Source organism: Streptomyces sp. NPDC104307 (assembly GCF_055584045.1).
On the sequence record NZ_JBVJMU010000003.1, the window covers coordinates 312,435 to 334,046 of the forward strand.

The 21,612-nt window shown below is 69.6% G+C and carries 20 protein-coding genes and 1 riboswitch; of the genes, 16 read left to right on the forward strand and 4 right to left on the reverse strand.

Translation table 11 applies throughout. The features are described from left to right. The first annotated feature begins 177 nt into the window (after window positions 1-177). The 4 genes from ctaC (at window position 178) to ACZ601_RS11475 (ending at window position 4,644) form a co-directional block, all read left to right on the forward strand. Complete coding sequence (gene ctaC / locus ACZ601_RS11460) at window positions 178-1,140, forward strand: aa3-type cytochrome oxidase subunit II (protein WP_024488904.1); 963 nt, start codon at window positions 178-180, stop codon at window positions 1,138-1,140. Beyond that, window positions 1,137-2,873, forward strand: coding sequence for an aa3-type cytochrome oxidase subunit I (gene ctaD, locus ACZ601_RS11465; RefSeq protein ID WP_073735590.1), 1,737 nt, complete (start codon window positions 1,137-1,139; stop codon window positions 2,871-2,873). Before ctaC ends, ctaD begins: the two co-directional genes overlap by 4 nt. Next, window positions 2,870-3,268, forward strand: a complete 399-nt coding sequence (locus tag ACZ601_RS11470) for a cytochrome c oxidase subunit 4 (RefSeq protein ID WP_371773684.1) — start codon at window positions 2,870-2,872, stop codon at window positions 3,266-3,268. The genes ctaD and ACZ601_RS11470 overlap by 4 nt, the downstream gene beginning before the upstream one ends. A gap of 122 nt (window positions 3,269-3,390) precedes the next feature. Then, on the forward strand, window positions 3,391-4,644 hold the full coding sequence (locus ACZ601_RS11475; RefSeq protein WP_469535951.1) for a L,D-transpeptidase: 1,254 nt from the start codon (window positions 3,391-3,393) through the stop codon (window positions 4,642-4,644). A 49-nt stretch (window positions 4,645-4,693) separates the two neighbouring features. Here the strand turns inward: ACZ601_RS11475 and ACZ601_RS11480 are convergent, their stop codons facing one another. Then, a complete protein-coding gene (locus tag ACZ601_RS11480) occupies window positions 4,694-5,095 on the reverse strand; it encodes a hypothetical protein (protein WP_440575082.1) in 402 nt (133 codons plus the stop codon). A gap of 202 nt (window positions 5,096-5,297) precedes the next feature. On the opposite strand from ACZ601_RS11480, the gene ctaE reads away from it, so the two are divergent. The 6 genes from ctaE (at window position 5,298) to ACZ601_RS11510 (ending at window position 12,403) form a co-directional block, all read left to right on the forward strand. Beyond that, the gene (gene ctaE / locus ACZ601_RS11485) at window positions 5,298-5,918 is read left to right on the forward strand and encodes an aa3-type cytochrome oxidase subunit III (protein ID WP_024494183.1); all 621 of its coding nucleotides are present in this window, start codon (window positions 5,298-5,300) and stop codon (window positions 5,916-5,918) included. A gap of 62 nt (window positions 5,919-5,980) precedes the next feature. Next, the gene (gene qcrC / locus ACZ601_RS11490) at window positions 5,981-6,790 is read left to right on the forward strand and encodes a cytochrome bc1 complex diheme cytochrome c subunit (RefSeq protein WP_073735585.1); all 810 of its coding nucleotides are present in this window, start codon (window positions 5,981-5,983) and stop codon (window positions 6,788-6,790) included. Next, a complete protein-coding gene (gene qcrA, locus ACZ601_RS11495; RefSeq protein ID WP_469535954.1) occupies window positions 6,787-7,839 on the forward strand; it encodes a cytochrome bc1 complex Rieske iron-sulfur subunit in 1,053 nt (350 codons plus the stop codon). Before qcrC ends, qcrA begins: the two co-directional genes overlap by 4 nt. Then, window positions 7,836-9,461 carry a cytochrome bc1 complex cytochrome b subunit gene (qcrB, locus tag ACZ601_RS11500; RefSeq protein ID WP_440575084.1) on the forward strand — a complete coding sequence of 542 codons (1,626 nt, stop codon included), beginning with the start codon at window positions 7,836-7,838 and terminating at the stop codon, window positions 9,459-9,461. Before qcrA ends, qcrB begins: the two co-directional genes overlap by 4 nt. A gap of 127 nt (window positions 9,462-9,588) precedes the next feature. Then, window positions 9,589-10,653, forward strand: coding sequence for an anthranilate phosphoribosyltransferase (trpD, locus tag ACZ601_RS11505; protein ID WP_440575085.1), 1,065 nt, complete (start codon window positions 9,589-9,591; stop codon window positions 10,651-10,653). Window positions 10,654-10,736: 83 nt separating this feature from the next. Beyond that, a riboswitch (SAM riboswitch) is annotated at window positions 10,737-10,854 on the forward strand. Between the two features lie 172 nt (window positions 10,855-11,026). Further along, window positions 11,027-12,403, forward strand: coding sequence for an aminotransferase class V-fold PLP-dependent enzyme (locus tag ACZ601_RS11510; RefSeq protein ID WP_440575086.1), 1,377 nt, complete (start codon window positions 11,027-11,029; stop codon window positions 12,401-12,403). A gap of 62 nt (window positions 12,404-12,465) precedes the next feature. Here the strand turns inward: ACZ601_RS11510 and ACZ601_RS11515 are convergent, their stop codons facing one another. After that, complete coding sequence (locus ACZ601_RS11515) at window positions 12,466-12,747, reverse strand: Lrp/AsnC family transcriptional regulator (protein ID WP_073735580.1); 282 nt, start codon at window positions 12,745-12,747, stop codon at window positions 12,466-12,468. Then, complete coding sequence (locus ACZ601_RS11520; RefSeq protein ID WP_469535958.1) at window positions 12,744-13,481, reverse strand: rhomboid family intramembrane serine protease; 738 nt, start codon at window positions 13,479-13,481, stop codon at window positions 12,744-12,746. Before ACZ601_RS11520 ends, ACZ601_RS11515 begins: the two co-directional genes overlap by 4 nt. Before the next feature lie 161 nt (window positions 13,482-13,642). Here ACZ601_RS11520 and ACZ601_RS11525 point away from each other — a divergent pair, with 161 nt between their 5' ends. From ACZ601_RS11525 to ACZ601_RS11545, 5 genes are all read left to right on the forward strand, one after another. Then, window positions 13,643-13,885, forward strand: a complete 243-nt coding sequence (locus ACZ601_RS11525) for a hypothetical protein (RefSeq protein WP_024494175.1) — start codon at window positions 13,643-13,645, stop codon at window positions 13,883-13,885. A gap of 37 nt (window positions 13,886-13,922) precedes the next feature. Next, window positions 13,923-15,284 carry an NYN domain-containing protein gene (locus ACZ601_RS11530; protein ID WP_469535961.1) on the forward strand — a complete coding sequence of 454 codons (1,362 nt, stop codon included), beginning with the start codon at window positions 13,923-13,925 and terminating at the stop codon, window positions 15,282-15,284. A 292-nt stretch (window positions 15,285-15,576) separates the two neighbouring features. Then, complete coding sequence (locus ACZ601_RS11535) at window positions 15,577-16,602, forward strand: C40 family peptidase (protein WP_469535964.1); 1,026 nt, start codon at window positions 15,577-15,579, stop codon at window positions 16,600-16,602. Window positions 16,603-16,838: 236 nt separating this feature from the next. Continuing rightward, window positions 16,839-17,870 (forward strand): C40 family peptidase, encoded by a 1,032-nt coding sequence (locus ACZ601_RS11540; RefSeq protein ID WP_469535966.1) that lies wholly within the window; start codon window positions 16,839-16,841, stop codon window positions 17,868-17,870. Window positions 17,871-17,886: 16 nt separating this feature from the next. Next, complete coding sequence (locus ACZ601_RS11545) at window positions 17,887-19,140, forward strand: Cif family virulence factor (RefSeq protein WP_469535969.1); 1,254 nt, start codon at window positions 17,887-17,889, stop codon at window positions 19,138-19,140. Here the strand turns inward: ACZ601_RS11545 and ACZ601_RS11550 are convergent. Further along, on the reverse strand, window positions 19,097-20,329 hold the full coding sequence (locus tag ACZ601_RS11550; protein WP_469535971.1) for a glycosyltransferase 87 family protein: 1,233 nt from the start codon (window positions 20,327-20,329) through the stop codon (window positions 19,097-19,099). The two genes, ACZ601_RS11545 and ACZ601_RS11550, sit on opposite strands and share 44 nt — an antisense overlap. A 101-nt stretch (window positions 20,330-20,430) precedes the next feature. Between ACZ601_RS11550 and ACZ601_RS11555 the strand changes: the two genes are divergently transcribed. Next, window positions 20,431-21,573: a glycosyltransferase family 4 protein gene (locus ACZ601_RS11555; RefSeq protein WP_469535974.1), complete on the forward strand. Its 1,143-nt coding sequence runs from the start codon at window positions 20,431-20,433 to the stop codon at window positions 21,571-21,573. The last annotated feature ends 39 nt before the right edge of the window (window positions 21,574-21,612 follow it).

The window sequence follows — 21,612 nt, forward strand, 5'->3', positions numbered from 1 at the left end:
TCCACCCCTTCGGGGAGTCGGGCGGCGCGTTGGGCACCCTCCCCGCGCGACCCCAAATAGCGTCCAGTAGGGTTTGGTCCGCATAAACATCCAAACCCCTGCCCGCGTCAGGGGCGGCGACCGACAAACGAGACGGGCGCGCCGACCGTGCGGGCGAGACTCTCGGGAAGGCGCTACGTGAGTCCCAACGGCTCCGACCGCTCGTCGCGGCGCCCGATGCGGCGGAAGCTGCCGCAGGTGCTGACTGCGGGCCTGATCCTGGCGACCGCAACCGGTTGCACATACAAGGATTTCCCCCGCCTCGGTATGCCTACTCCGGTGACGGAAGAGGCCCCACGGATCCTTTCCCTCTGGCAGGGCTCGTGGGCGGCAGCGCTCGCCACGGGTGTCCTGGTCTGGGGCCTGATCCTGTGGAGCGTCATCTTCCACCGGCGCAGCCGCACCAAGGTGGAGGTTCCTCCGCAGACCCGGTACAACATGCCGATCGAGGCGTTGTACACCGTGGTCCCTCTGATCATCGTCTCGGTGTTGTTCTACTTCACCGCGCGCGACGAATCGAAGATCCTCGAACTCTCCCCGAAGCCGGCCCACACGGTCAACGTGGTCGGCTACCAGTGGAGCTGGGGCTTCAACTACATCGAGAACGTGGACGGCTCTGCCGCCACGGGCAACGAGGTCCCCAAGGAGCTCGACGCCATCCCGGACCGGTTCCGCAAGGACTTCCCCAAGGGTGCTGACGGCGTCTACGACGTCGGCGTCCCGGGAACCCGGAATCCGCAGAACGGCAACCCCGGTCCGACCCTGTGGCTGGCCAAGGGGGAGAAGGTCCGCTTCATCCTGACTTCGCGTGACGTCATCCACTCCTTCTGGGTGGTGCCGTTCCTCATGAAGCAGGACGTCATTCCGGGCCACACCAACTCCTTCGAGGTGACTCCCAACCAGGAGGGCACCTTCATGGGCAAGTGCGCCGAGCTCTGTGGCGCCGACCACTCCCGCATGCTCTTCAACGTCAAGGTCGTCTCCCCGGAGCGCTACCAGGCGCACCTCAAGGAGCTGGCGAAGAAGGGCAACACGGGCTACGTGCCGGCCGGCATCGAGCAGACTGACCCGGCCAGGAATGCGGAGACGAACAAACTGTGAGCATCCTCAACGAACCTCAGGGTGCCGCGGCAGCAGACGACTCGTACGAGGACGAGCTGCCGGTCCGGCGCAAGCAGCCGGGAAACGTCGTCATCAAGTGGATGACCACCACTGATCACAAGACGATCGGCACGATGTACCTGGTCACATCGTTCGCCTTCTTCTGCATCGGCGGTCTGCTCGCGCTCTTCATGCGCGCCGAGCTGGCCCGTCCGGGTACGCAGATCATGTCGAACGAGCAGTTCAACCAGGCGTTCACGATGCACGGCACGATCATGCTGCTGATGTTCGCGACGCCGCTGTTCGCCGGGTTCGCGAACTGGATCATGCCGCTGCAGATCGGCGCGCCCGACGTGGCGTTCCCGCGGCTGAACATGTTCGCGTACTGGCTCTACCTCTTCGGCTCGATCATCGCGGTGGCCGGCTTCCTCACCCCGCAGGGTGCGGCCGACTTCGGCTGGTTCGCCTACTCCCCGCTTTCGGACGCGGTCCGCTCGCCGGGCGTCGGCGCCGATATGTGGATCATGGGTCTGGCCTTCTCCGGATTCGGCACGATCCTCGGTTCGGTCAACTTCATCACCACGATCATCTGCATGCGCGCACCCGGCATGACGATGTTCCGCATGCCGATCTTCGTCTGGAACGTCCTGCTGACCGGTGTACTGGTCCTGCTGGCCTTCCCGGTCCTCGCCGCGGCGCTCTTCGCGCTGGAGGCGGACCGAAAATTCGGGGCGCATGTATTCGACGCGGCCAATGGCGGCGCATTGCTATGGCAACACCTTTTCTGGTTCTTCGGGCATCCAGAGGTGTACATCATCGCTTTGCCCTTCTTCGGGATCGTCTCCGAAGTGATCCCAGTGTTCAGTCGAAAGCCGATGTTCGGATACATCGGCCTGATCGGCGCGACGATCGCCATCGCGGGTCTGTCCGTGACCGTGTGGGCCCACCACATGTACGTCACCGGCGGTGTGCTGTTGCCGTTCTTCTCGTTCATGACGTTCCTCATCGCGGTACCGACCGGGGTGAAGTTCTTCAACTGGATCGGCACGATGTGGAAGGGCTCACTGTCCTTCGAGACACCGATGCTCTGGGCCGTCGGCTTCCTGATCACCTTCGCCTTCGGTGGTCTGACCGGCGTCATCCTCGCCTCGCCCCCGATGGACTTCCACGTCTCGGACTCGTACTTCGTGGTGGCGCACTTCCACTACGTGGTCTTCGGCACCGTGGTCTTCGCGATGTTCTCCGGATTCCATTTCTGGTGGCCGAAGTTCACCGGAAAGATGCTGGACGAGCGGCTCGGAAAGATCACCTTCTGGACGCTGTTCGTGGGCTTCCACGGCACGTTCCTGGTGCAGCACTGGCTGGGCGCAGAGGGCATGCCGCGCCGCTACGCGGACTACCTCGCCGCCGACGGCTTCACCGCGCTGAACACGATCTCCACGATCTGCTCGTTCCTGCTCGGACTGTCGATCCTGCCGTTCTTCTACAACGTCTGGAAGACGGCCAAGTACGGCAAGAAGATCGAGGTCGACGACCCGTGGGGCTACGGCCGTTCGCTGGAGTGGGCGACCTCCTGCCCGCCGCCGCGGCACAACTTCATCACCCTGCCGCGGATCCGTTCCGAATCCCCGGCGTTCGACCTGCACCACCCGGAAATCACGGCGCTCGAACAGCTTGAGCACCACTCCGAGGGTGACAAGGCCCTCGCCGGCGGCAAGGAGGCTGGCAAGTGAAGATCCAGGGCAAGCTCTTCATCTGGCTATCGGTCTTCATCCTCGCCATGGCCATCACGTACGGCGTGTGGTCCAAGGAGCCGGCCGGCACCACCGCCCTCGTCCTGGCCTTCGGCCTGAGCGTCATGATCGGCTTCTACCTGGCCTTCACGGCCCGGCGGGTCGACGCGCTCGCGCAGGACAACAAGGAAGCCGATGTGGCGGACGAGGCCGGCGACGTGGGGTTCTTCTCCCCGCACAGCTGGCAGCCGCTCTCGCTGGCGGTCGGCGGCGCACTCGCCTTCATGGGAGTCATCTTCGGCTGGTGGCTGCTCTACTTCTCGCTCCCGGTGATCATGGTCGGTCTGTTCGGCTGGGTCTTCGAGTACTACCGCGGCGAGAACCGCACCCAGTGACACCGCTCCACCCGTGAAACCGCTCCACCTGACGGGGGGCCCACACTTCTCCGAGAAGTGCGGGCCCCCCGTTTGCAGTCACCCCGCGCGCTGAAACGGATGAATCTTCTTAGCGTGGGTTCATGAACCACACGCCGCGCATCCGTCCCGTAGTGAGCTGCACTCTGCTGGTCGTGACCCTGGTCGCAGGGATGACCGCCTGTGGGGAGTCCGACAGCCATCCGCTGGCGGCAAAGCCGTACGACGCCGCCGACGAGATCTCCTCCAACACGCCCGACGGCGGTGAGAAGGTCGATCCGGACAAGCCACTCGAAGTCAGCGTGGACGGCGACGACGGCCGGATCACCGATGTGACGGCCGTGGACGGCGAAGGACGCCATCTGGCGGGGGAACTCGACGCCGACGGGCACCGCTGGCACTCCACCGCCCCGCTGGCCGCGGGCACCCGGTACACCGTCAAGGTCAGCATGGAGAACGACGAAGGCGCCCCAGGCAGCCGCACGCTGTCTTTCGGGACCGCGGCCGCCAAGAGGTTCCTGAAGGTCACCTTCGGCCCGCAGACGGGCACCTACGGCGTCGGACAGCCCATTACGGCGCAACTCAGCGCCCCGGTCGCCGACAAGGCCGCCCGCGCCACCGTCGAACGCGCCCTCAAGGTGCGCTCCACGCCCGCCGTGACCGGCTCCTGGTACTGGGTCGACGACAAGACGCTGCACTACCGGCCCAAGGACTACTGGCCGGCCAAGGCCTCCATCGCGGTCAGCAGCGAGCTGACCGGCATCAAGGTGGCCAAGTCGCTGTACGGGGCGCCCACGAAAGCGTTGAAGATCACTACCGGCGACCGGATCGAGGCCATCACCGACGCCTCGGAGCACTCCATGACGGTTCTGCGCAACGGGGAAGTGATCAACACCATTCCGGTGACCACGGGCAAGCCCGGCTTCTCCACCCGCAACGGCGTCAAGGTCGTGCTGGGCAAGGAGTACTACGTACGTATGCGCGGGGAGACCATCGGCATCGCCGAGGGCTCCAGCGACTCGTACGACCTGCCGGTCTACTACGCCACCCGGGTCACCTGGAGCGGCGAGTACGTGCACGCGGCCCCCTGGTCGACCGGCTCGCAGGGCGTCGCGAACGTCAGCCACGGCTGCACCGGGATGAGCACCAGCGAGGCGGAGTGGTTCTACAACACCGTGCGCGAGGGCGACATCGTCAGAGTGGTCGGCAGCGAGGGCGAGACCATGACGCCGTTCGACAACGGCTACGGCGACTGGAACCTGTCCTGGTCGAAATGGCAGAAGGGCAGCGCACTGCAGAACGACACGCCCGACCGGGTCGACCCGGTTCAGGCGGCACGCCTGCGCCCCGCGGTCTGACCGGGGGGTGCGCTGCCCCTCTGCGGGACAACGGGCGGACGGCGGGTGCTCAGGCGCCCACGGAGAGCCTGCTGCGCAGCAGGGCGGCCAGGGAGTCCGCGAACCCGACCGGCTCGACCGGCAGGGTCACCGCGGCGTCCGCGCGGCTCCAGGTGGCCAGCCAGGCGTCCTGCGGGCGCCCGATCAGCAGCAGCACCGGCGGGCAGCGGAAGATCTCGTCCTTGATCTGACGGCAGACGCCCATGCCGCCGGCCGGGGCGGTCTCACCGTCCAACACGCAGACGTCGACGCCTCCCTGCTCCAGAGCGTCCAGGACGGCGGGCAGGGTGGCGCACTCCAGGAACTCCACCGGTGGCACGTCCGCCGCGGGCCTGCGCCCTGCCGCCAGCCTCACCTGCTCACGGGTGTGTGCGTTGTCGCTGTAGACCAGGACCGTGGCGGTCGGCTGCATTGTTCCTCCGTGACATCCGTGTCTTCGGGGCCGTCGGGGCCCTCGGTGCGTGAGGGCTGTCCGATGCGCGGATCGTACTCCGCCCGACGCCCTGTCAGCACGGCCCGGGACAGCGGATCCATGGGCCGTTCGGGGAGGACACACCCCTCTGACACACCGAACGGCACCCCCCGGAGTGAGGGCGGGATAAGCGACCGACATAATGTCGGTCGTGGCGACAGCAACGACAGTAGAAACCGGGCACGCGCACCCGTCGGTCAATCGGCCGAACCTCACCAGCGTCGGAACCATCATCTGGTTGAGTTCCGAGCTGATGTTCTTCGCGGCCCTCTTCGCGATGTACTTCACCCTGCGATCGGTGACCGGACCAGATCACTGGAAGGAAATGGCGTCGTCCCTGAACGTTCCGTTCTCGGCGACGAACACCACCATCCTGGTGCTCTCATCACTCACCTGCCAGCTCGGCGTCTTCGCCGCGGAGCGGGGCGATGTGAAGAAGCTCCGCGCCTGGTTCGTGATCACGTTCGTGATGGGTGCGATCTTCATCGGAGGCCAGATCTTCGAGTACACCGAGCTGGTGAAGAAGGACGGCCTCTCGCTGTCCTCGGATCCGTACGGCTCGGTGTTCTACCTCACCACTGGCTTCCATGGTCTGCATGTGACAGGCGGTCTCATCGCCTTCCTGTTCGTTCTGGGCAGGACATACGCAGCCAAGAGGTTCACCCATGAACAGGCGACCGCTGCCATCGTCGTGTCCTATTACTGGCACTTCGTCGATGTTGTGTGGATCGGCCTCTTTGCCACGATCTACTTGATCAAGTAACCGGGCCAGAGCCCGAACCACATCCAGCATCGACGCAGAAGATCCTGACACCGGGGTAATCCGTGAAAAAGCTCTCCGCACGACGACGCCATCCGTTGGCGGCGGTCGTCGTACTACTCCTCGCGCTGGCGGCTACCGGGGGGCTGTACGCCGCTTTTGCGCCCGCGAGTAAGGCGCAGGCCGACGAAACCGCCCAGTCCCTCGCCATTGACGAGGGCAAGAAGCTGTACTCCGTCGGTTGCGCCAGCTGCCACGGAACCGGCGGTGAAGGAACCACCGACGGGCCCCAGCTTGTCGGCGTGGGCTCCGCCGCCGTGGACTTCCAGGTCGGTACCGGCCGTATGCCCGCGCAGCAGCCGGGTGCCCAGGTACCGAAGAAGAAGGTCATCTACAACCAGGCCGAGATCGACCAGCTCGCGGCATACGTCGCGTCGCTCGGCGCCGGCCCGATCGTCCCGACCAAGAGCCAGGTCAGCCCTGAGGGCGCGGACGTGGCCAAGGGCGGCGACCTGTTCCGTACCAACTGCGCTCAGTGCCACAACTTCACCGGCGAGGGTGGTGCCCTGACGAAGGGCAAGTCCGCTCCCAGCCTTGAGGGCGTGGACCCGAAGCACATGTACGAGGCCATGCAGACCGGTCCTCAGAGCATGCCGTCCTTCCCCGACACGACGATGCCCAATCAGCAGAAGAAGGACATCATCGCGTACGTCCAGACCGTGAACAGCGCGCAGGCGGAGAGCCCCGGTGGCCTCAAGCTGGGCGGCCTCGGTCCGGTCAGTGAGGGTCTGTTCGGCTGGATCTTCGGGCTCGGCGCACTGATCGCAGTTGCCATCTGGGTCGCGGCCCACACCGCTAAGGCCAAGAAGTCATGAGTAGCCAAGAGATTCCAGAAGAGAACCTGCCCGCAGAGCAGGTCCCCGCGCACGGCGCGGTAGAGGGCGCGGACGATCCGTTCGCGGACCCGGGGCTGCCGGCCCACAAGCCGCGCATCCAGGACATCGACGAACGGGCCGCGGACCGGTCGGAGCGCGTGGTCGCGTTCCTGTTCACGCTGTCCATGCTGGCGACGGTCGGCTTCATCGCCTCCTACGTCATCTTCCCGGTCGACCAGATCGTCTACATCTTCCCGTTCGGTCATGTGAGCGCGCTCAACTTCTCCCTGGGGCTGACCCTGGGCGTGGCGCTGTTCACGATCGGCGCGGGCGCCGTCCACTGGGCGCGCACCCTGATGTCCGACGTGGAGGTCCCGGCCGAGCGGCACCCGATCGCGGCCGAGCCCGAGGTCAGGGCGCAGGTCCTGGCGGACTTCGCGGCCGGTGCAGAGGAGTCCGTGCTCGGCCGGCGCAAGCTGATCCGTAACACCATGTTCGGCGCGCTGGCCCTGGTGCCGCTCGCCGGTGTGGTGCTGCTGCGCGACCTCGGTCCGCTGCCGGAGAAGAAGCTCCGCTCGACCCTGTGGGCCAAGGGCAAGCAGCTCATCAACATGAACACGAACCAGCCGCTCCGTCCCGAGGACGTCGCGGTGGGCTCGCTCACCTTCGCCATGCCCGAGGGCCTGGAGGAGGACGCACACGACTTCCAGACGCAGATCGCCAAGGCCGCGCTGATGATCATTCGCATCGAGCCGTCCAACATCAAGGACAAGCGCGAGCGCGAGTGGGCCCACGAGGGCATCGTGGCCTTCTCGAAGATCTGCACCCACGTCGGCTGCCCGATCAGCCTGTACGAGCAGCAGACGCACCACGTGCTCTGCCCGTGCCACCAGTCAACCTTCGACCTCTCCGACGGCGCCCGCGTCATCTTCGGTCCGGCCGGTCACGCCCTCCCGCAGCTGCGGATCGGCGTGAACAGCGAGGGCAACCTCGAGGCGCTCGGTGACTTCGAAGAGCCCGTCGGTCCTGCATTCTGGGAGCGCGGATGAGTACTGCGACCGATACGAAGCGCAAGGCGCCCGCCGGTGAGAAGATGGCCGACTGGGCGGACGGCCGGCTCGGGATCTACTCCCTGGCCAAGGCCAACATGCGCAAGATCTTCCCGGACCACTGGTCCTTCATGCTCGGTGAGATCTGCCTCTACAGCTTCATCATCATCATCCTCACGGGTGTGTACCTGACGCTGTTCTTCCACCCGAGCATGGCCGAGACCGTCTACCACGGCCCGTACGAGCCCATGCAGGGCATCCGGATGTCCGAGGCCTACGCCTCGACGCTGAACATCAGCTTCGACGTCCGCGGTGGTCTGCTGGTCCGGCAGATCCACCACTGGGCCGCGCTGATCTTCCTGGCCGGCATGTTCGTGCACATGATGCGCGTGTTCTTCACGGGCGCGTTCCGCAAGCCGCGCGAGATCAACTGGCTGTTCGGCTTCCTGCTGTTCGTGCTCGGTATGTTCACCGGCTTCACCGGCTACTCGCTCCCGGACGACCTGCTCTCGGGTACGGGTGTCCGCTTCACCCAGGGCGCGATCCTGTCGATGCCGATCGTCGGCACCTACATCTCGATGTTCCTGTTCGGCGGGGAGTTCCCGGGCGGCGACTTCGTCGCGCGGTTCTACTCGGTGCACATCCTGCTGCTGCCGGGCATCATGCTCGGGCTTCTGGTGGGCCACCTCATCCTGGTCTTCTACCACAAGCACACGCAGTTCGCGGGTCCCGGCAAGACCAACAAGAACGTCGTCGGCATGCCCCTGCTGCCGGTGTACATGGCGAAGGCCGGAGGCTTCTTCTTCCTGGTCTTCGGTGTCATCGCCGTCATCGCGGGCATCGCCTCGATCAACCCGATCTGGGCCATCGGCCCGTACCGCCCGGACCAGGTGTCCACCGGCGCCCAGCCCGACTGGTACATGGGCTTCGCCGAGGGTCTGGTCCGAGTGATGCCCGGCTGGGAGATCAACCTCTGGGGTCATACGCTCGTCCTGGGCGTGCTCATCCCACTGGTGCTCTTCGGGCTCATCCTCGGCGCGATCGCGATGTACCCGTTCATCGAGTCCTGGGTCACCGGGGACAAGCGCGAGCACCACATCCTGGACCGCCCGCGCAACGCCCCGACCCGTACGGCCTTCGGCGTCGCGTGGATCACGGTGTACTTCATCGGCCTGGTGGGCGGCGGTAACGACCTCTGGGCGACGCACTTCCACCTGTCGCTGAACTCCATCTCGTGGTTCGTCCGGATCTTCTTCTTCGTCGGACCGGTCCTCGCGTTCATCGCCACCAAGCGGATCTGCCTCGGCCTCCAGCGCCGGGACAAGGAGAAGGTGCTGCACGGGCGCGAGTCCGGGCTCATCAAGCGCCTGCCGCACGGTGAGTTCGTCGAGGTCCACGAGCCGCTGTCGCCGGGTCAGCTGCACACCCTCACCGCGCACGAGCAGTACGCGCCGGTCGAACTCGGCCCGCTGGTCGACGAGAACGGCGTCAAGCGCAAGGTGTCGCCCATCGAGAAGACGCGGGCCAAGCTCAGCAAGAGCTTCTACGGCGAGAACAGCCAGATCGCCAAGGCGTCCCCCGAGGAGTACAAGGAGATCACCGAGGGCCACGGCCACCACTGATCACCTGAACTGATCGCCACAGCAGGAGCCCCGCCCATCCATACGATGGACGGGGCTCTTCGCTGTCCTCGGCGCTCGATAGGGTGGACGCATCCCCTTTATCGGCTGTGGACCCCAGGAGCGGACCATGAACGTTGTGACCCCGGTCGGCGGCGACAGCGTGGCGGCTCGTACCTGGCCCGGCGTGCTGACCCCGCTGATGCGCGGCGAGGACCTGAGCGCGGACGACACCGCGTGGGCGATGGACCGCATCATGAGCGGCGAGGCGACCGACGTGCAGATCGCCGGCTTCGCGGTGGCCCTGCGTGCCAAGGGCGAGACCGTCAGGGAGGTCACAGGTCTGGTCCGTGCGATGTACGGGCACGCCACCACGATCCACGTGCCCGGCCGCACGGTCGACATCGTCGGCACCGGCGGCGACATGGCCAAGACGGTCAACATCTCCACCATGTCCGCGATCGTCCTGGCCGGGGCGGGCGCCAAGGTCGTCAAGCACGGCAACCGCGCCTCCTCCTCGGCCAGCGGCTCCTCCGACGTACTGGGCAAGCTCGGGGTCAACCTGGATCTGCCCCCGCAGCGCGTCGTCGAGGTGGCGGAGGAGGCGGGCATCACCTTCTGCTTCGCGGTGAAGTTCCACCCCGCCCTGCGGTACGCGGCGAAGGCGCGGGCGGAGCTCGGCGCGCCGACCACCTTCAACATCCTGGGCCCGCTCACCAACCCGGCCCAGGTGCGCTCCCAGGCCATCGGCGTCGCCGACCTGCGGATGGCGCCCATCGTCGCGGGCGTCCTCGCGGAGCGCGGCAACTCCGCGCTGGTCTTCCGCGGCGACGACGGCCTGGACGAGCTGACCACCACCGCGACCTCCCGGGTCTGGACGGCCCGCGACGGCGTCGTGCGCGAGCAGGCCTTCGACCCGCGCGACGTCGGCCTGGACCTGGTGCCGGTCGAGGCGCTGCGCGGCGCGGACGCCTCGTACAACGCCGAGGTGGCCCGCCGGCTGCTGGCCGGTGAGACGGGGCCCGTACGGGACGCCGTGCTGCTCAACGCGGCGGCGGCGCTGGTCGCGCTGGACCCGGCGGAGGGCACCCTTGAGGAGCAGCTCACCGCCGGTATGGCGAAGGCCGCCGAGTCCATCGACTCCGGGTCCGCCGGGCGCGCGCTGGAGAGATGGGTCAAGGCCAGCAACGCCTGAGGCACCGGGCAGCGAAGCGGGGCGCGGTCCAGATCATGGACCGCGCCTTGCGCGTTCCCGCGCGTATGGCAAGATGCTGGGCAGGTCATGAGTGACAGCGACTACGGCCCCGGCCCGCTGTCCGGCAACCCTCCGTCCGTGGCGGGGTGCCCCGGGTGAAGACCAGGCCGTAGGCAGCGAGGTCTGCGGCAAGCGCGGACCCCTCGACATCGTGAGATGTCCACCCGTGGGGTCCTGGTCCTCAGGGAGCCTCTGTGAGCAAGCGAATGCGATAGGGCTTTTCGGCCCTCCTCCGCACACCCTTTCCTCTTCCTCCGTGCTGCCGCGTATCCGCAGGCACGCGGATTTCGCCTGCCTGTTACGGGAGTTCGTCATGTCTGTCTTCACCGCTGCCGCCGACCAGTCCATTTGTGCCCCGCTGCCCGTTCTGGGCAAGGATGTGACGGTTCCGCTGGTGACCGGCGGTGAGGTCACGTACGCCGCGCTCGACTACGCCGCCAGCGCCCCGGCTCTCCAGCGGGTGTGGGACGACGTCGCCGCGTACGCGCCGTACTACGGCAGCGTCCACCGCGGTGCGGGCTACCTCTCGCAGCTCTCCACGGACCTCTTCGAGTCCAGCCGGGTGACCGTCGCGGAGTTCCTCGGCTGCCGTGAGGGAGACCAGGTGATCTTCACTCGGTCCACCACCGACTCGCTCAACCTGCTGGCCGCCGCGGTGCCCGCCGACTGCCAGGTGTTCGTCTTCGAGACCGAGCACCACGCGTCCCTGCTGCCCTGGCGCGATGCCCGGGTGACCTACCTGAACGCCCCGCGCACCCCCGCCCAGGCCGTCGCCACCCTGGAACGCGCCCTCGCGGACCGCGATCCCTACGGTCCCGCGCTGGTCTGCGTCACCGGCGCCTCCAACGTCACCGGCGAGCTGTGGCCGGTCAAGGAGCTCGCCGCCGCCGCGCACGCCCACGGCGCCCGCATCGTGCTCGACGCCGCCCAGCTCGCCCCGCACCACCCCGTCGACATCAGCGAACTGGACGTCGACTGGGTCGCCTTCTCCGGCCACAAGCTGTACGCGCCCTTCGGCTCCGGCGTGCTGGCCGGCCGCTCCGACTGGCTGCGCGACGCCGAGCCCTACCTGGCCGGCGGCGGCGCCTCCCGCAAGGTCGCCCGGCGCACCGACGGCGGGGTGGACGTCGAGTGGCACACCACCGCCGCCCGCCACGAGGCCGGCTCGCCCAACGTCATCGGCGTCTACTCCATCGCCGCCGCCTGCAAGGCGCTCACCGAGGCCGGGTTCGACAGCCTGGTCGCCCGCGAGCAGCAGCTCGTCTCCGAGGTCCGGGCCGGGCTGGCGGAGGTCCCCGAGGTCAAGGTGCTCTCGCTCTTCGGTGACGACGCCCCGCGTGTCGGCGTCATCTCGTTCGTGGTGGAGGGCTGGAACAGCTCGCACTTCGCCGCCGCGCTCTCCGCCGAGTACGGCATCGGGGTGCGCGACGGACTGTTCTGCGCCCACCCGCTGGTGCGCACCCTGCTCGGCAGCGACCCGCAGGACGTCGGCGAGTGCGGCGCGCCGGAGGCGGAGCCGGGCGAGAAGTCGCTCAACGCGATCCGGGTCAGCTTCGGTGCCGGTACGCCGGACGAGCACATCGAGCGCTTCGTGCGGGCGGTCAAGGAGCTGGTGAGCGAGGGCGCCCAGTGGAAGTACCGCACCGAGGACGGCCGCTGCGTCCCGGACCGGGGCACCGCCCAGCACTGAGCCCCAACGCGTTCGGCCGGGTACGGAATGTCTTCCGTACCCGGCCGAACGCGTTTGCGTAGTCAGCCGTCCAGGCCGATGGCGAAGGCCGCCTCCAGGTCGTGCTGCGAGTACGTACGGAACGCCACATGGGTGTCGGTCGCCTCGACGCCGGGGATCTTGCTGATCCGGCCGGGGATGACGTCGGCGAGATCGTCGTGCTTGGCCACCCGGACCATGGCGATCAGGTCGTAGGTACCGGTGACCGAGAAGACCTCGCTGACGCTGTCCAGTGCCGCGACGGCCTCGGCGATCTCGGGGATCCGGTCCACGCTGGTTTTGATGAGCACGATCGCGGTGATCACGGCTGGCTTTCTCCCTCGGTGGCCGTGGCTGGAGACTTCACTCTAGCCCCACGCCCGTAGCGCCCCCACGCGTAGAGGAACCCGACGGCGAAGCCGACCACATGGGCGAGATAGGCCACGCCGGGGCCGCTGCCCGCGCCCTCCGCGGCCAGCCACTGGAGCATGAACCAGAAGATCAGCACGATCCAGGCGGGGAAGCGCAGCGGGAGGAAGAGGAGGAAGGGGAACACGCTGGTGACCCTGGCCCGGGGGAAGAGGTAGAGGAAGGCGCCCAGTACCGCCGAGATCGCCCCGGAGGCGCCGACGAGTGTCTGGTCCGAGGCGGCGTGCGCCGCCGCGTAGGCGAGCAGCGCGAGGTAGCCGCAGCCGAGGTAGAAGAACGCGAACTCGGTGTGGCCCATGCGCTCCTCCGCCATGGCCCCGAACACGTAAAGGAACAGTATGTTCCCGAGCAGGTGCAGCCAGCTGCCGTGCACGAAGAGCGCGGTGAACGGGGTGATCAGGGCGTGTGCGGAGCCGTCCCACAGCTCGCTCGGGATCACGCCCCAGCGCTCGAAGTACCCGGCCTGGGCCGACAGCAGCGCGTCCGCGCTGCCGTACACCGGGGCGAGCCCGGAGAGCGGGCTGATCGCGAAGACCACGCAGCACAGGGCGATGAGGGCGTAGGTGACCGGCGGCCCGCCCGAGGTGGCCGCCCGCAGAAGTCTGCCCGCCGCAGCCCGCCGATCGATCATGAACAGAGCATGACGCAAGCGGAGGGAACGGGACAGAGCGCCTCGCCGTGCCGGTGGTATGCGGCGAGGCCGTAGGGTTGCGGCAGGACATCCGCAGTTCGACGGCGCACCGCGAAGATCCTTAAGTGGCAGCACGAGGCCCGACGAAAGAGGACGCAACGATGACGACGGTTCCCCAGCCGACAGAGGCGACCCGCTGGCGCTGCACGCTCTGCGGAAACCTCACGCGATTCGACGTGACGCGCTCGTCCAAGGTCGTCGAATACGTCCATCTCGACCTGGCCGGGGAGTCGAGCGTCGAAGAACGCGAGGTGGTCAGTGAGACCATCGAGTCGGTGCGCTGCCGTTGGTGCAACGCGGTGGACCAGATCGAGCTAGTCGACAGGCCGGGTGCCGACTCCTGACGGGGCCGTGCGGACATACAGTTTGAGGTGACGGATGGTGGAGCAGCCCCCTGGCGGCGCCGCGTCGGCCGATGCGGCCGACGATGCCGTGGAGACGCTCGACCGCCCGCTGCCCGAAGGCGTACGGCGTCGGGTCGTCGCGCTGGTCTCTGACGCGTTCGGAGCCCTCACGGTCACCGAACTCCCCGCCCAGCTTCGACAGTACGCCCGATTCACGCCGAGCAGGCGTGCCAAGTTCGCCGGGAACGCGATGGCGGCCGCGCTGGCGGGCGACGCCACCTTCCGGCGGCGCATCGGTGAACGGCTGCGGGAGAACCAGCCGGAGCTGAGTGCCGCCCTGGAGGCCGGCGCGCCGCCCGCCGCCGCCGATCCCGTGGACGTCGCCGCCGCGGCCTACGTGCTGCGCCCGGACGGCTGGGTGAAGCTCCTCGCCGCCGCCGGTGAGGAGGCCCAGCGGGCCGACGCGGAGCGGGCCGACGAGGAGAGCCGGCGCGAGCTGGAACGGCTCCGCGAGGAGCTGGACCGGGCCCGCGCCCAGACGAAGAGCGAGACCGAACGGCTCCGCAACGACCTCGACGCGGCCCGCAAGGAGGCCGAGTCGTTCCAGCGCAAACTGCGCAGCGCGGCCAACGAGGTGAAGCGCGCGGAGGCGGCGCTGCGCCGGGGCAGGGCCGAGAGCGACACCGCGCGGGCGGAGGCGGCCGCCCAGGTGTCCGCGGCGGAGAGCGAGACCCGCAGGCTCCGGGCCCGGCTCAGCGAGGCGGAGGCGTCCGTCGAGGCGGGGCGCAGGGCCGCCCGCGAGGGGCGCTCGGTCGAGGACATGCGGCTGCGGCTGCTGCTCGACACGGTGCTCGAAGCGGCCGGCGGACTGCGGCGCGAACTGGCGCTGCCGCCCTCCTCGATGCGCCCCGCGGACACCGTGGACGCGGTCGAGCCCGGCCGGATGTCGCCCAAGGACGTTGCCGCCAGAGCCCTTTCCGACACCGATCCGGCGCTGCTGGACCAACTGCTGGCGCTGCCGCAGGCGCACCTCATCGTGGACGGTTACAACGTCACCAAGACCGGCTACCCGCAGCTGCCGCTGGAGAAGCAGCGACTGCGGCTGCTGGGCGGTCTGTCGATGCTCGCGGCCCAGACGGGCGCCGAGATGACCTGCGTCTTCGACGGGGCGGAGCTGGCCGCTCCGGTACTGCTCGCACCGCCCCGCGGCGTACGGGTGCTGTTCAGCAGGGCGGGTGTCACCGCGGACGAGCTGATCCGTCAGCTCGCGCGTGCCGAACCGTCCGGGCGGCCCGTCGTGGTGGTCTCCACCGACCGCGAAGTGGCCGACGGAGTGGCGAAGGCGGGCGCCAGACCCGTTGCGTCCGTCTTGCTCCTGAAGCGGCTTTCACGTGTTTGACGAAGCTTGCCAGTCTTGTTGGCGGATGCCGTAAATTACGGAACGGGCCGTCAATTCGCCGCTACACGCAGTGTGGTGTGGGTAAAGAAGTACCCGGTGTGACGAGATTTTTCCTGCGAGGATTTGAACTGATCACAGGATGGTCACTATGGTCGGGCCTCGAACCTTCGCACGGTTGATCACCCACCCGGGGTGGCAGTGAAGGAACCGCCGAGTCCGTGATCCACACGGAGCCGGGGATGACGTCCCCCACAGCCCGGTAGGCGGCTCACGGAAGAAGGAGCTCGCCTTCGTGGCGTCCCACCGCCGTCCCAAGAACCCGAGCCGCGCCCGTGTGACCGTGCTCACCGCGACCGCCGCCGCGGCCGTGGCCCTCACTTCCCAGGCCGCTCACGCCGACCCCAAGCCGACCAAGAGCGAGGTCAAGGCGAAGGTCGACAAGCTCTACCACGAGGCGGAGTCGGCCACCGAGCAGTACAGCGGGGCCAAGGAGAAGCAGGAGAAGCTCGAAAAGCAGGTCGGCGCGCTGCAGGACAAGGTGGCCCGCGGCCAGGAGGAGCTCAACACGCTCCGCTCCGGACTCGGTTCGCTCGCCGCCGCGCAGTACCGCTCGGGCGGCATCGACCCCTCGGTGCAGCTCTTCCTCGCCTCCGACCCGGACAGCTTCCTCGACCAGGCCTCGTCGCTGGACCAGTTGACGGCCAAGCAGACCGAGTCGCTGGCCAATATCCAGGAGAAGCAGCGGTCCCTCGCGCAGGAGCGCAAGGAGGCCCAGGACAAGCTCAGCGACCTGGCCGACGTCCGCAAGACGCTCGGTGAGAAGAAGAAGCAGCAGCAGGGCAAGCTCGCCGAGGCGCAGAAGGTGCTCAACACCCTCACCGCCGCCGAGCGCGCGAAGATGCGCGAGGACGACCTGCGCGCCAGCCGCTCCGCCGGTGACCGGGTCGACCTGGGCAGTGAGGTTCCCGCGTCCGCCCTCGGCGGCGCCGCCCTCCAGGCCGCCTCCACCCAGGTGGGCAAGCCGTACGTCTCCGGCGGTACCGGCCCCAGCTCCTTCGACTGCTCGGGTCTGACCCAGTGGGCCTACCACCAGGCCGGTGCCGAGATCACCCGCACCACGTACACCCAGATCAACCAGGGCACCCAGATCGGGCGCAGCCAGCTCAAGCCGGGCGACCTGGTCTTCTTCAGCAACACCTCGCACGTGGCCCTCTACGCGGGCAACAACACCGTGCTGCACGCCCCGAAGCCGGGCGCCGTGGTCCGCTACGAGTCGATGAACACCGTCGGCGCCTACCAGACCGCCGTACGCATCTGATCACGCCCGAACGGGCGAATTCCCGCGCCCCGTACTGACTGCCCGCCCCGCCGGAGACCACAGGTCACCGGCGGGGCGCCGCTGTTCGGGGCCCCGGTCCGCCCGGCGTGGTCTTTGTCCGCTCCGTGATCGTCCGACTACTGTCTGGCTGCCGCGCAGCTCCAGGTGTCGGTCCGCCCACCCGGGCGGCAGGGGCTGCGCACAGCTGCGTACAGCGGAAGGGAGTGCGGCGTCCTGTGGTGTCCCATCGCCGTTCCACACAGCCCGGCCAGAGCCGGAGCGCCCGGGTCACTGTCCTGTCGGCCGCGGCGGCGACCGCCGCCGCGACGCTCGGCGCGGCCACCGCGAACGCCGAACCGCAGGACACCCCGCAGACCGCCGGGTCCCGGGCCGACCGCCTCTACGCCGAGGCCGAGCACGCCACCGAGCAGTACAACAAGGCCGGTGAGGACGTCCGGCGGCTGCGCGGTGAGGTGAGCAGGGCGCAGGACCGGGCGGCCCGGGGCCAGGAACGGGTCAACGGGATGCGCAAGGCGCTCGGTTCTGCGGCCCGCGCGCAGTACCGCTCCGGTGGCATCGACCCCTCGCTCGCCCTGCTGCTCTCCTCGGACCGGGACAACTACCTGGAGCGGGCCGCCGCGCTGGGCATGGTCAACGACAGCCGGGCGGCCGCCCTGTCCGAACTCCGCAGGGCCCAGCGGTCGCTGGCCCAGACCCGGGCGGAGGCCGCCCGTTCCCTCGCGGGCCTGGAGCGCGACCGCGCCGCTCTCAGCCGCCACAAGCGGACCGTCGTCCGCAAGCTCGCCGAGGCCAGACGGCTGCTCGAAACGCTGCCCGGTGCCGAGCGGGCGGCCTTCGACCGGGCGTCGCGCACCGGCCGGGACACCGGGAACGGGACGATGGCCGGACTCCCGGCGGGCTCCGGGCGGGCGGCGGCCGCCGTCACGGCCGTCCACCGGGCGCTGGGCCGCCCGTACGTCTGGGGCGCGAGCGGCCCCTCCGGATTCGACTGCTCCGGCCTGATGCAGTGGGCGTACGCGCAGGCCGGGGTCAGCCTGCCCCGCACCTCGCAGGCGCAGCGGTACGCCGGCCACCAGGTGCCGCTCTCCGAGGCCCGCCCCGGCGACCTGGTCGCCTATCGCGCGGACGCCAGCCATATCGGGATGTACGTGGGAAACGGCCAGGTCATCCACGCCCCGCACCCCGGCGCCCCGGTCCGCTACGACCCGGTCGGCATGATGCCCGTCTCCTCAGTGACCCGGGTCTGACCGTACTCTCGGTCATGTGGCTGATCAGGGGCGTACCGCGGAACGGGCGCGCGGCGGACGACGGCGCGCGGCGGGCGCCGTGCTCGCCGCGCTGTTGTGCGCCGCCGGCTGCTCGGCCCCGGCCCCGGACCTCCCGGACACCGCGGCCGCCGACATCCGCGCCACCCTGGACCGCCGGGCCGCCGCGGTCATGCACCACGACGAGGACGGCTACGTCGCGGTCGTCGCCCAGGACGCCACCGACCTGCGGGCCGCCCAGCGCAAGGAGCTCGGCCACCTCGCGGACCTGCCGATCGGCTCCTGGACGTACCGGCTGACGGACATCTCGCCGCACGGCGCGGACCGGGCCACCGCCGACGTCCGGCTCGGCTACCGGATCAAGGGCTACGACAGCGCGCCGGTCTCCGTGGACCGGGTCCTCGACCTCGAACGGGACGAGGCGGACGGCCGCTGGTACCTCACCGCGGACCGCCCGGCGCAGGGCGGCGGCCGGCAGCTCTGGCAGCAGGGCGACGTCGAGGTGGTGCGCGGCGAACACAGCCTGGTGCTGGGCGTCGGCCGCTCCCGCGAGGAGCTGACCGGGATCGCGGACACCGCGGACCGGGCGGTGCCCGCCGTCTCCGGGGCCTGGCCGGAGAAGTGGGCCGGGCGGGTGGTGGTGCTGGTTCCGGACACCGTGCAGGACATGGGCGAGCTGCTCGGCTCACCCGCCGCGAACTACCGGGGCATAGCGGCCGTCACCACCGGCGAGACCGGCGGCTCCGGCACCGCGCCCGCCGACCGGGTCATCGTCAACCCGCAGGCGTACGCCCTGCTCGGCGGCTTCGGACAGCGCGTCGTCCTCACCCACGAGACCACCCACGTCGCCACCCGCACCCGCACCTCGTCCGCCACCCCCACCTGGCTCTCCGAGGGCTTCGCGGACTGGGCGGCCTACCGGGACGGGGAGCGCACCGCCGCCGAGGTCGCGCCGGAGCTGGCGGACGCCGTCCGGCGCGGCGAGCCGCCCGCCGCCCTGCCCACCGACGGCGACTTCGGCTTCACGGAGGACCCGGACCGCCTCGCGAGGGCGTACGAGGGCGGCTGGCTGGCCTGCGAGCTCATCGCGGAGCGCTGGGGCGAGGAGAAGCTGTTCGCCTTCTACCGGGCCGTCGGGGGCCACTCAGGACGGGACGGGGCGGTGGAGCAGGCCCTGCACGAGGTGCTCGGCACCACTCCGCAGGACTTCACGGCGCGCTGGCGGGAGTACGTGCGCGACCGGCTGGGCTGACCTCGGGGGCCGGCCGCGTGACCGTGTCCCGCCAGAGCCGCCCGCCCGCGATCAGCGTCGCGGCGACCAGCAGCCCGTTGCGGACGAACATCAGCAGCACGCCCGTCGCGTCGCTCGTCACCACATGGACGAACCCGAGCGGGAACTCCAGCTGCGTGACACCCGTCGCCACCAGCACCAGACAGGCGGGCAGCGCCATCCGGCTCTCCCGGAAGACCAGGCAGACCGCCGCCAGGCCGACCAGCCACAGCATGTACTGCGGGCTGATCACCCGGCTCGTGGTGGTGAACAGCAGCACCGCGGTGAACGCCGCGTCCGCCGGTGTACTCACACCGAACGTGCGCGCCTTCAGCCGCCACACCAGCAGCCAGCCGAACGCCAGCACGCTCAGCCCCAGCGCGAGCGTGCTCACCAGCGGCACCTGCGGGCCCAGGAACTCCAGCGAGCCGTAGTGCAGCTCCACCCGGCCCTGCCAGCCGAACTGCCGCCACACATGGAAGACCAGCGCACCCAGCGACTCGACCTCTGTGCCCCGGTCGCGCTGGAAACCGAGGAAGGCCAGCGCGCCGGGCGCCGCCAGCGCGCAGACCACCAGCAGCACCACCGCCACCCCGGCCGCCGTCGCCCACGCCAGCCGCGTCCGCCGCCCCCGGGCCGTACCGGCCAGCACCAGGGCCGGCCACACCTTCAGCAGCGCCCCGACCGCCGCCAGCGCCCCCAGCACCCTCGGCTGGCGCACCCCCGCCAGCAGCGCCGCCACCGCGACCGCCGTCACCATCACATCGTACCGGGCGTACGCGGTCGTCCCCAGCAGCGGCACGCCCGCCACCCACACCCACGCCCCGGCCGTCCGCCGGGCCGCGCCCCGGCCCGCGTACAGCAGCAGACCGAGCACCAGCGCGTCGCAGAGGAACGCCAGGACGAAGAAGGCCGAGGCGTAGTCCAGGAACGGCAGCAGGGCGGGGGAGAGGATCGCGAGCGCCGCGAGCGGCGGGTACTGCCAGGTGACGTCGGACTGCGGGTAGCTGCCCGAGCTCAGCACGTCGTACCAGCCGTGGTAGATCACCGACACGTCGCTCGTCACGTCCGGGCCCGGCAGCGTGATCACCTTCACGACACAGAGCAGCAGCAGGGCCCTGCTGAGGGCCCACACCACGAAGGCCGGTCGTGCGCTGCTCGAACCCGTCATGTCCCGCCCTCGTCCGTTCCGTCGGTCGTACGACAGGACATGATGCCCGCCCCGTCCGTGCGAGAGCCACGAGGCGGGGCCGCCCGGTACTGTCGGCGGCGATGGACAAGACCCTGATCGTGACCAACGACTTCCCGCCCCGCCCCGGTGGCATCCAGGCGTTCCTGCACAACATGGCGCTCCGGCTGGACCCGGACCGCATCGTCGTCTACGCCTCCACCTGGAAGCGCGGCCCGGAGGGTGCCGAGGCCACCGCCGCCTTCGACGCCGAGCAGCCGTTCACCGTGGTCCGCGACCGTACGACGATGCTGCTGCCCACGCCGAGGGTGACCCGGCGCGCCGTCCAGCTGCTGCGCACCCACGGCTGCTCGTCCGTCTGGTTCGGCGCCGCCGCCCCGCTCGGGCTGATGGCGCCCGCACTGCGCCGGGCCGGTGCCCGCAGACTGGTCGCCACCACGCACGGGCACGAGGCGGGCTGGGCCCAGCTGCCCGCCTCCCGGCAACTGCTGCGGCGGATCGGCGAGGGCACGGACACGATCACCTACCTCGGCGAGTACACCCGCTCCCGGATCGCCGCCGCGCTCACCCCGGCGGCCGCGGAGCGCATGGTCCAGCTGCCGCCCGGCGTGGACGAGAAGACCTTCCACCCGGACTCGGGCGGCGCCCTGGTCCGGGCCCGGCTCGGGCTCACGGACCGGCCGGTCGTCGTCTGCGTGTCCCGGCTGGTGCCCCGCAAGGGCCAGGACACCCTGATCCTCGCGATGCCCGCGATCCTGGCCGAGGTGCCGGAGGCCGTCCTGCTGATCGTCGGCGGCGGACCGTACGAGGCGGATCTGAGGAAGCTGGCGGCTCAGACCGGGGTCCAGGACTCGGTGCGGTTCACCGGCCCGGTGCCCTGGGCGGAGCTGCCCGCGCACTACGGGGCCGGTGACGTCTTCGCGATGCCGTGCCGCACCCGGCGCGGCGGCCTGGACGTGGAGGGCCTCGGCATCGTCTACCTGGAGGCGTCCGCGACCGGGCTGCCGGTGGTGGCGGGCGACTCGGGCGGCGCCCCCGACGCGGTGCTCGACGGCGAGACCGGCTGGGTGGTGCGCGGCGGCTCCGCCGAGGAGTCGGCGGAGCGGATCGTCGCGCTGCTCGGGGACGCGGAGCTGCGCCGGCGGATGGGGGAGCGGGGCCGGGCCTGGGTCGAGGAGAAGTGGCGCTGGGACCTGCTGGCCCAGAAGCTCCGGGAACTGCTCTGAACGTACGGAGGGGCCCGCGCCACTTCCGGCGCGGGCCCC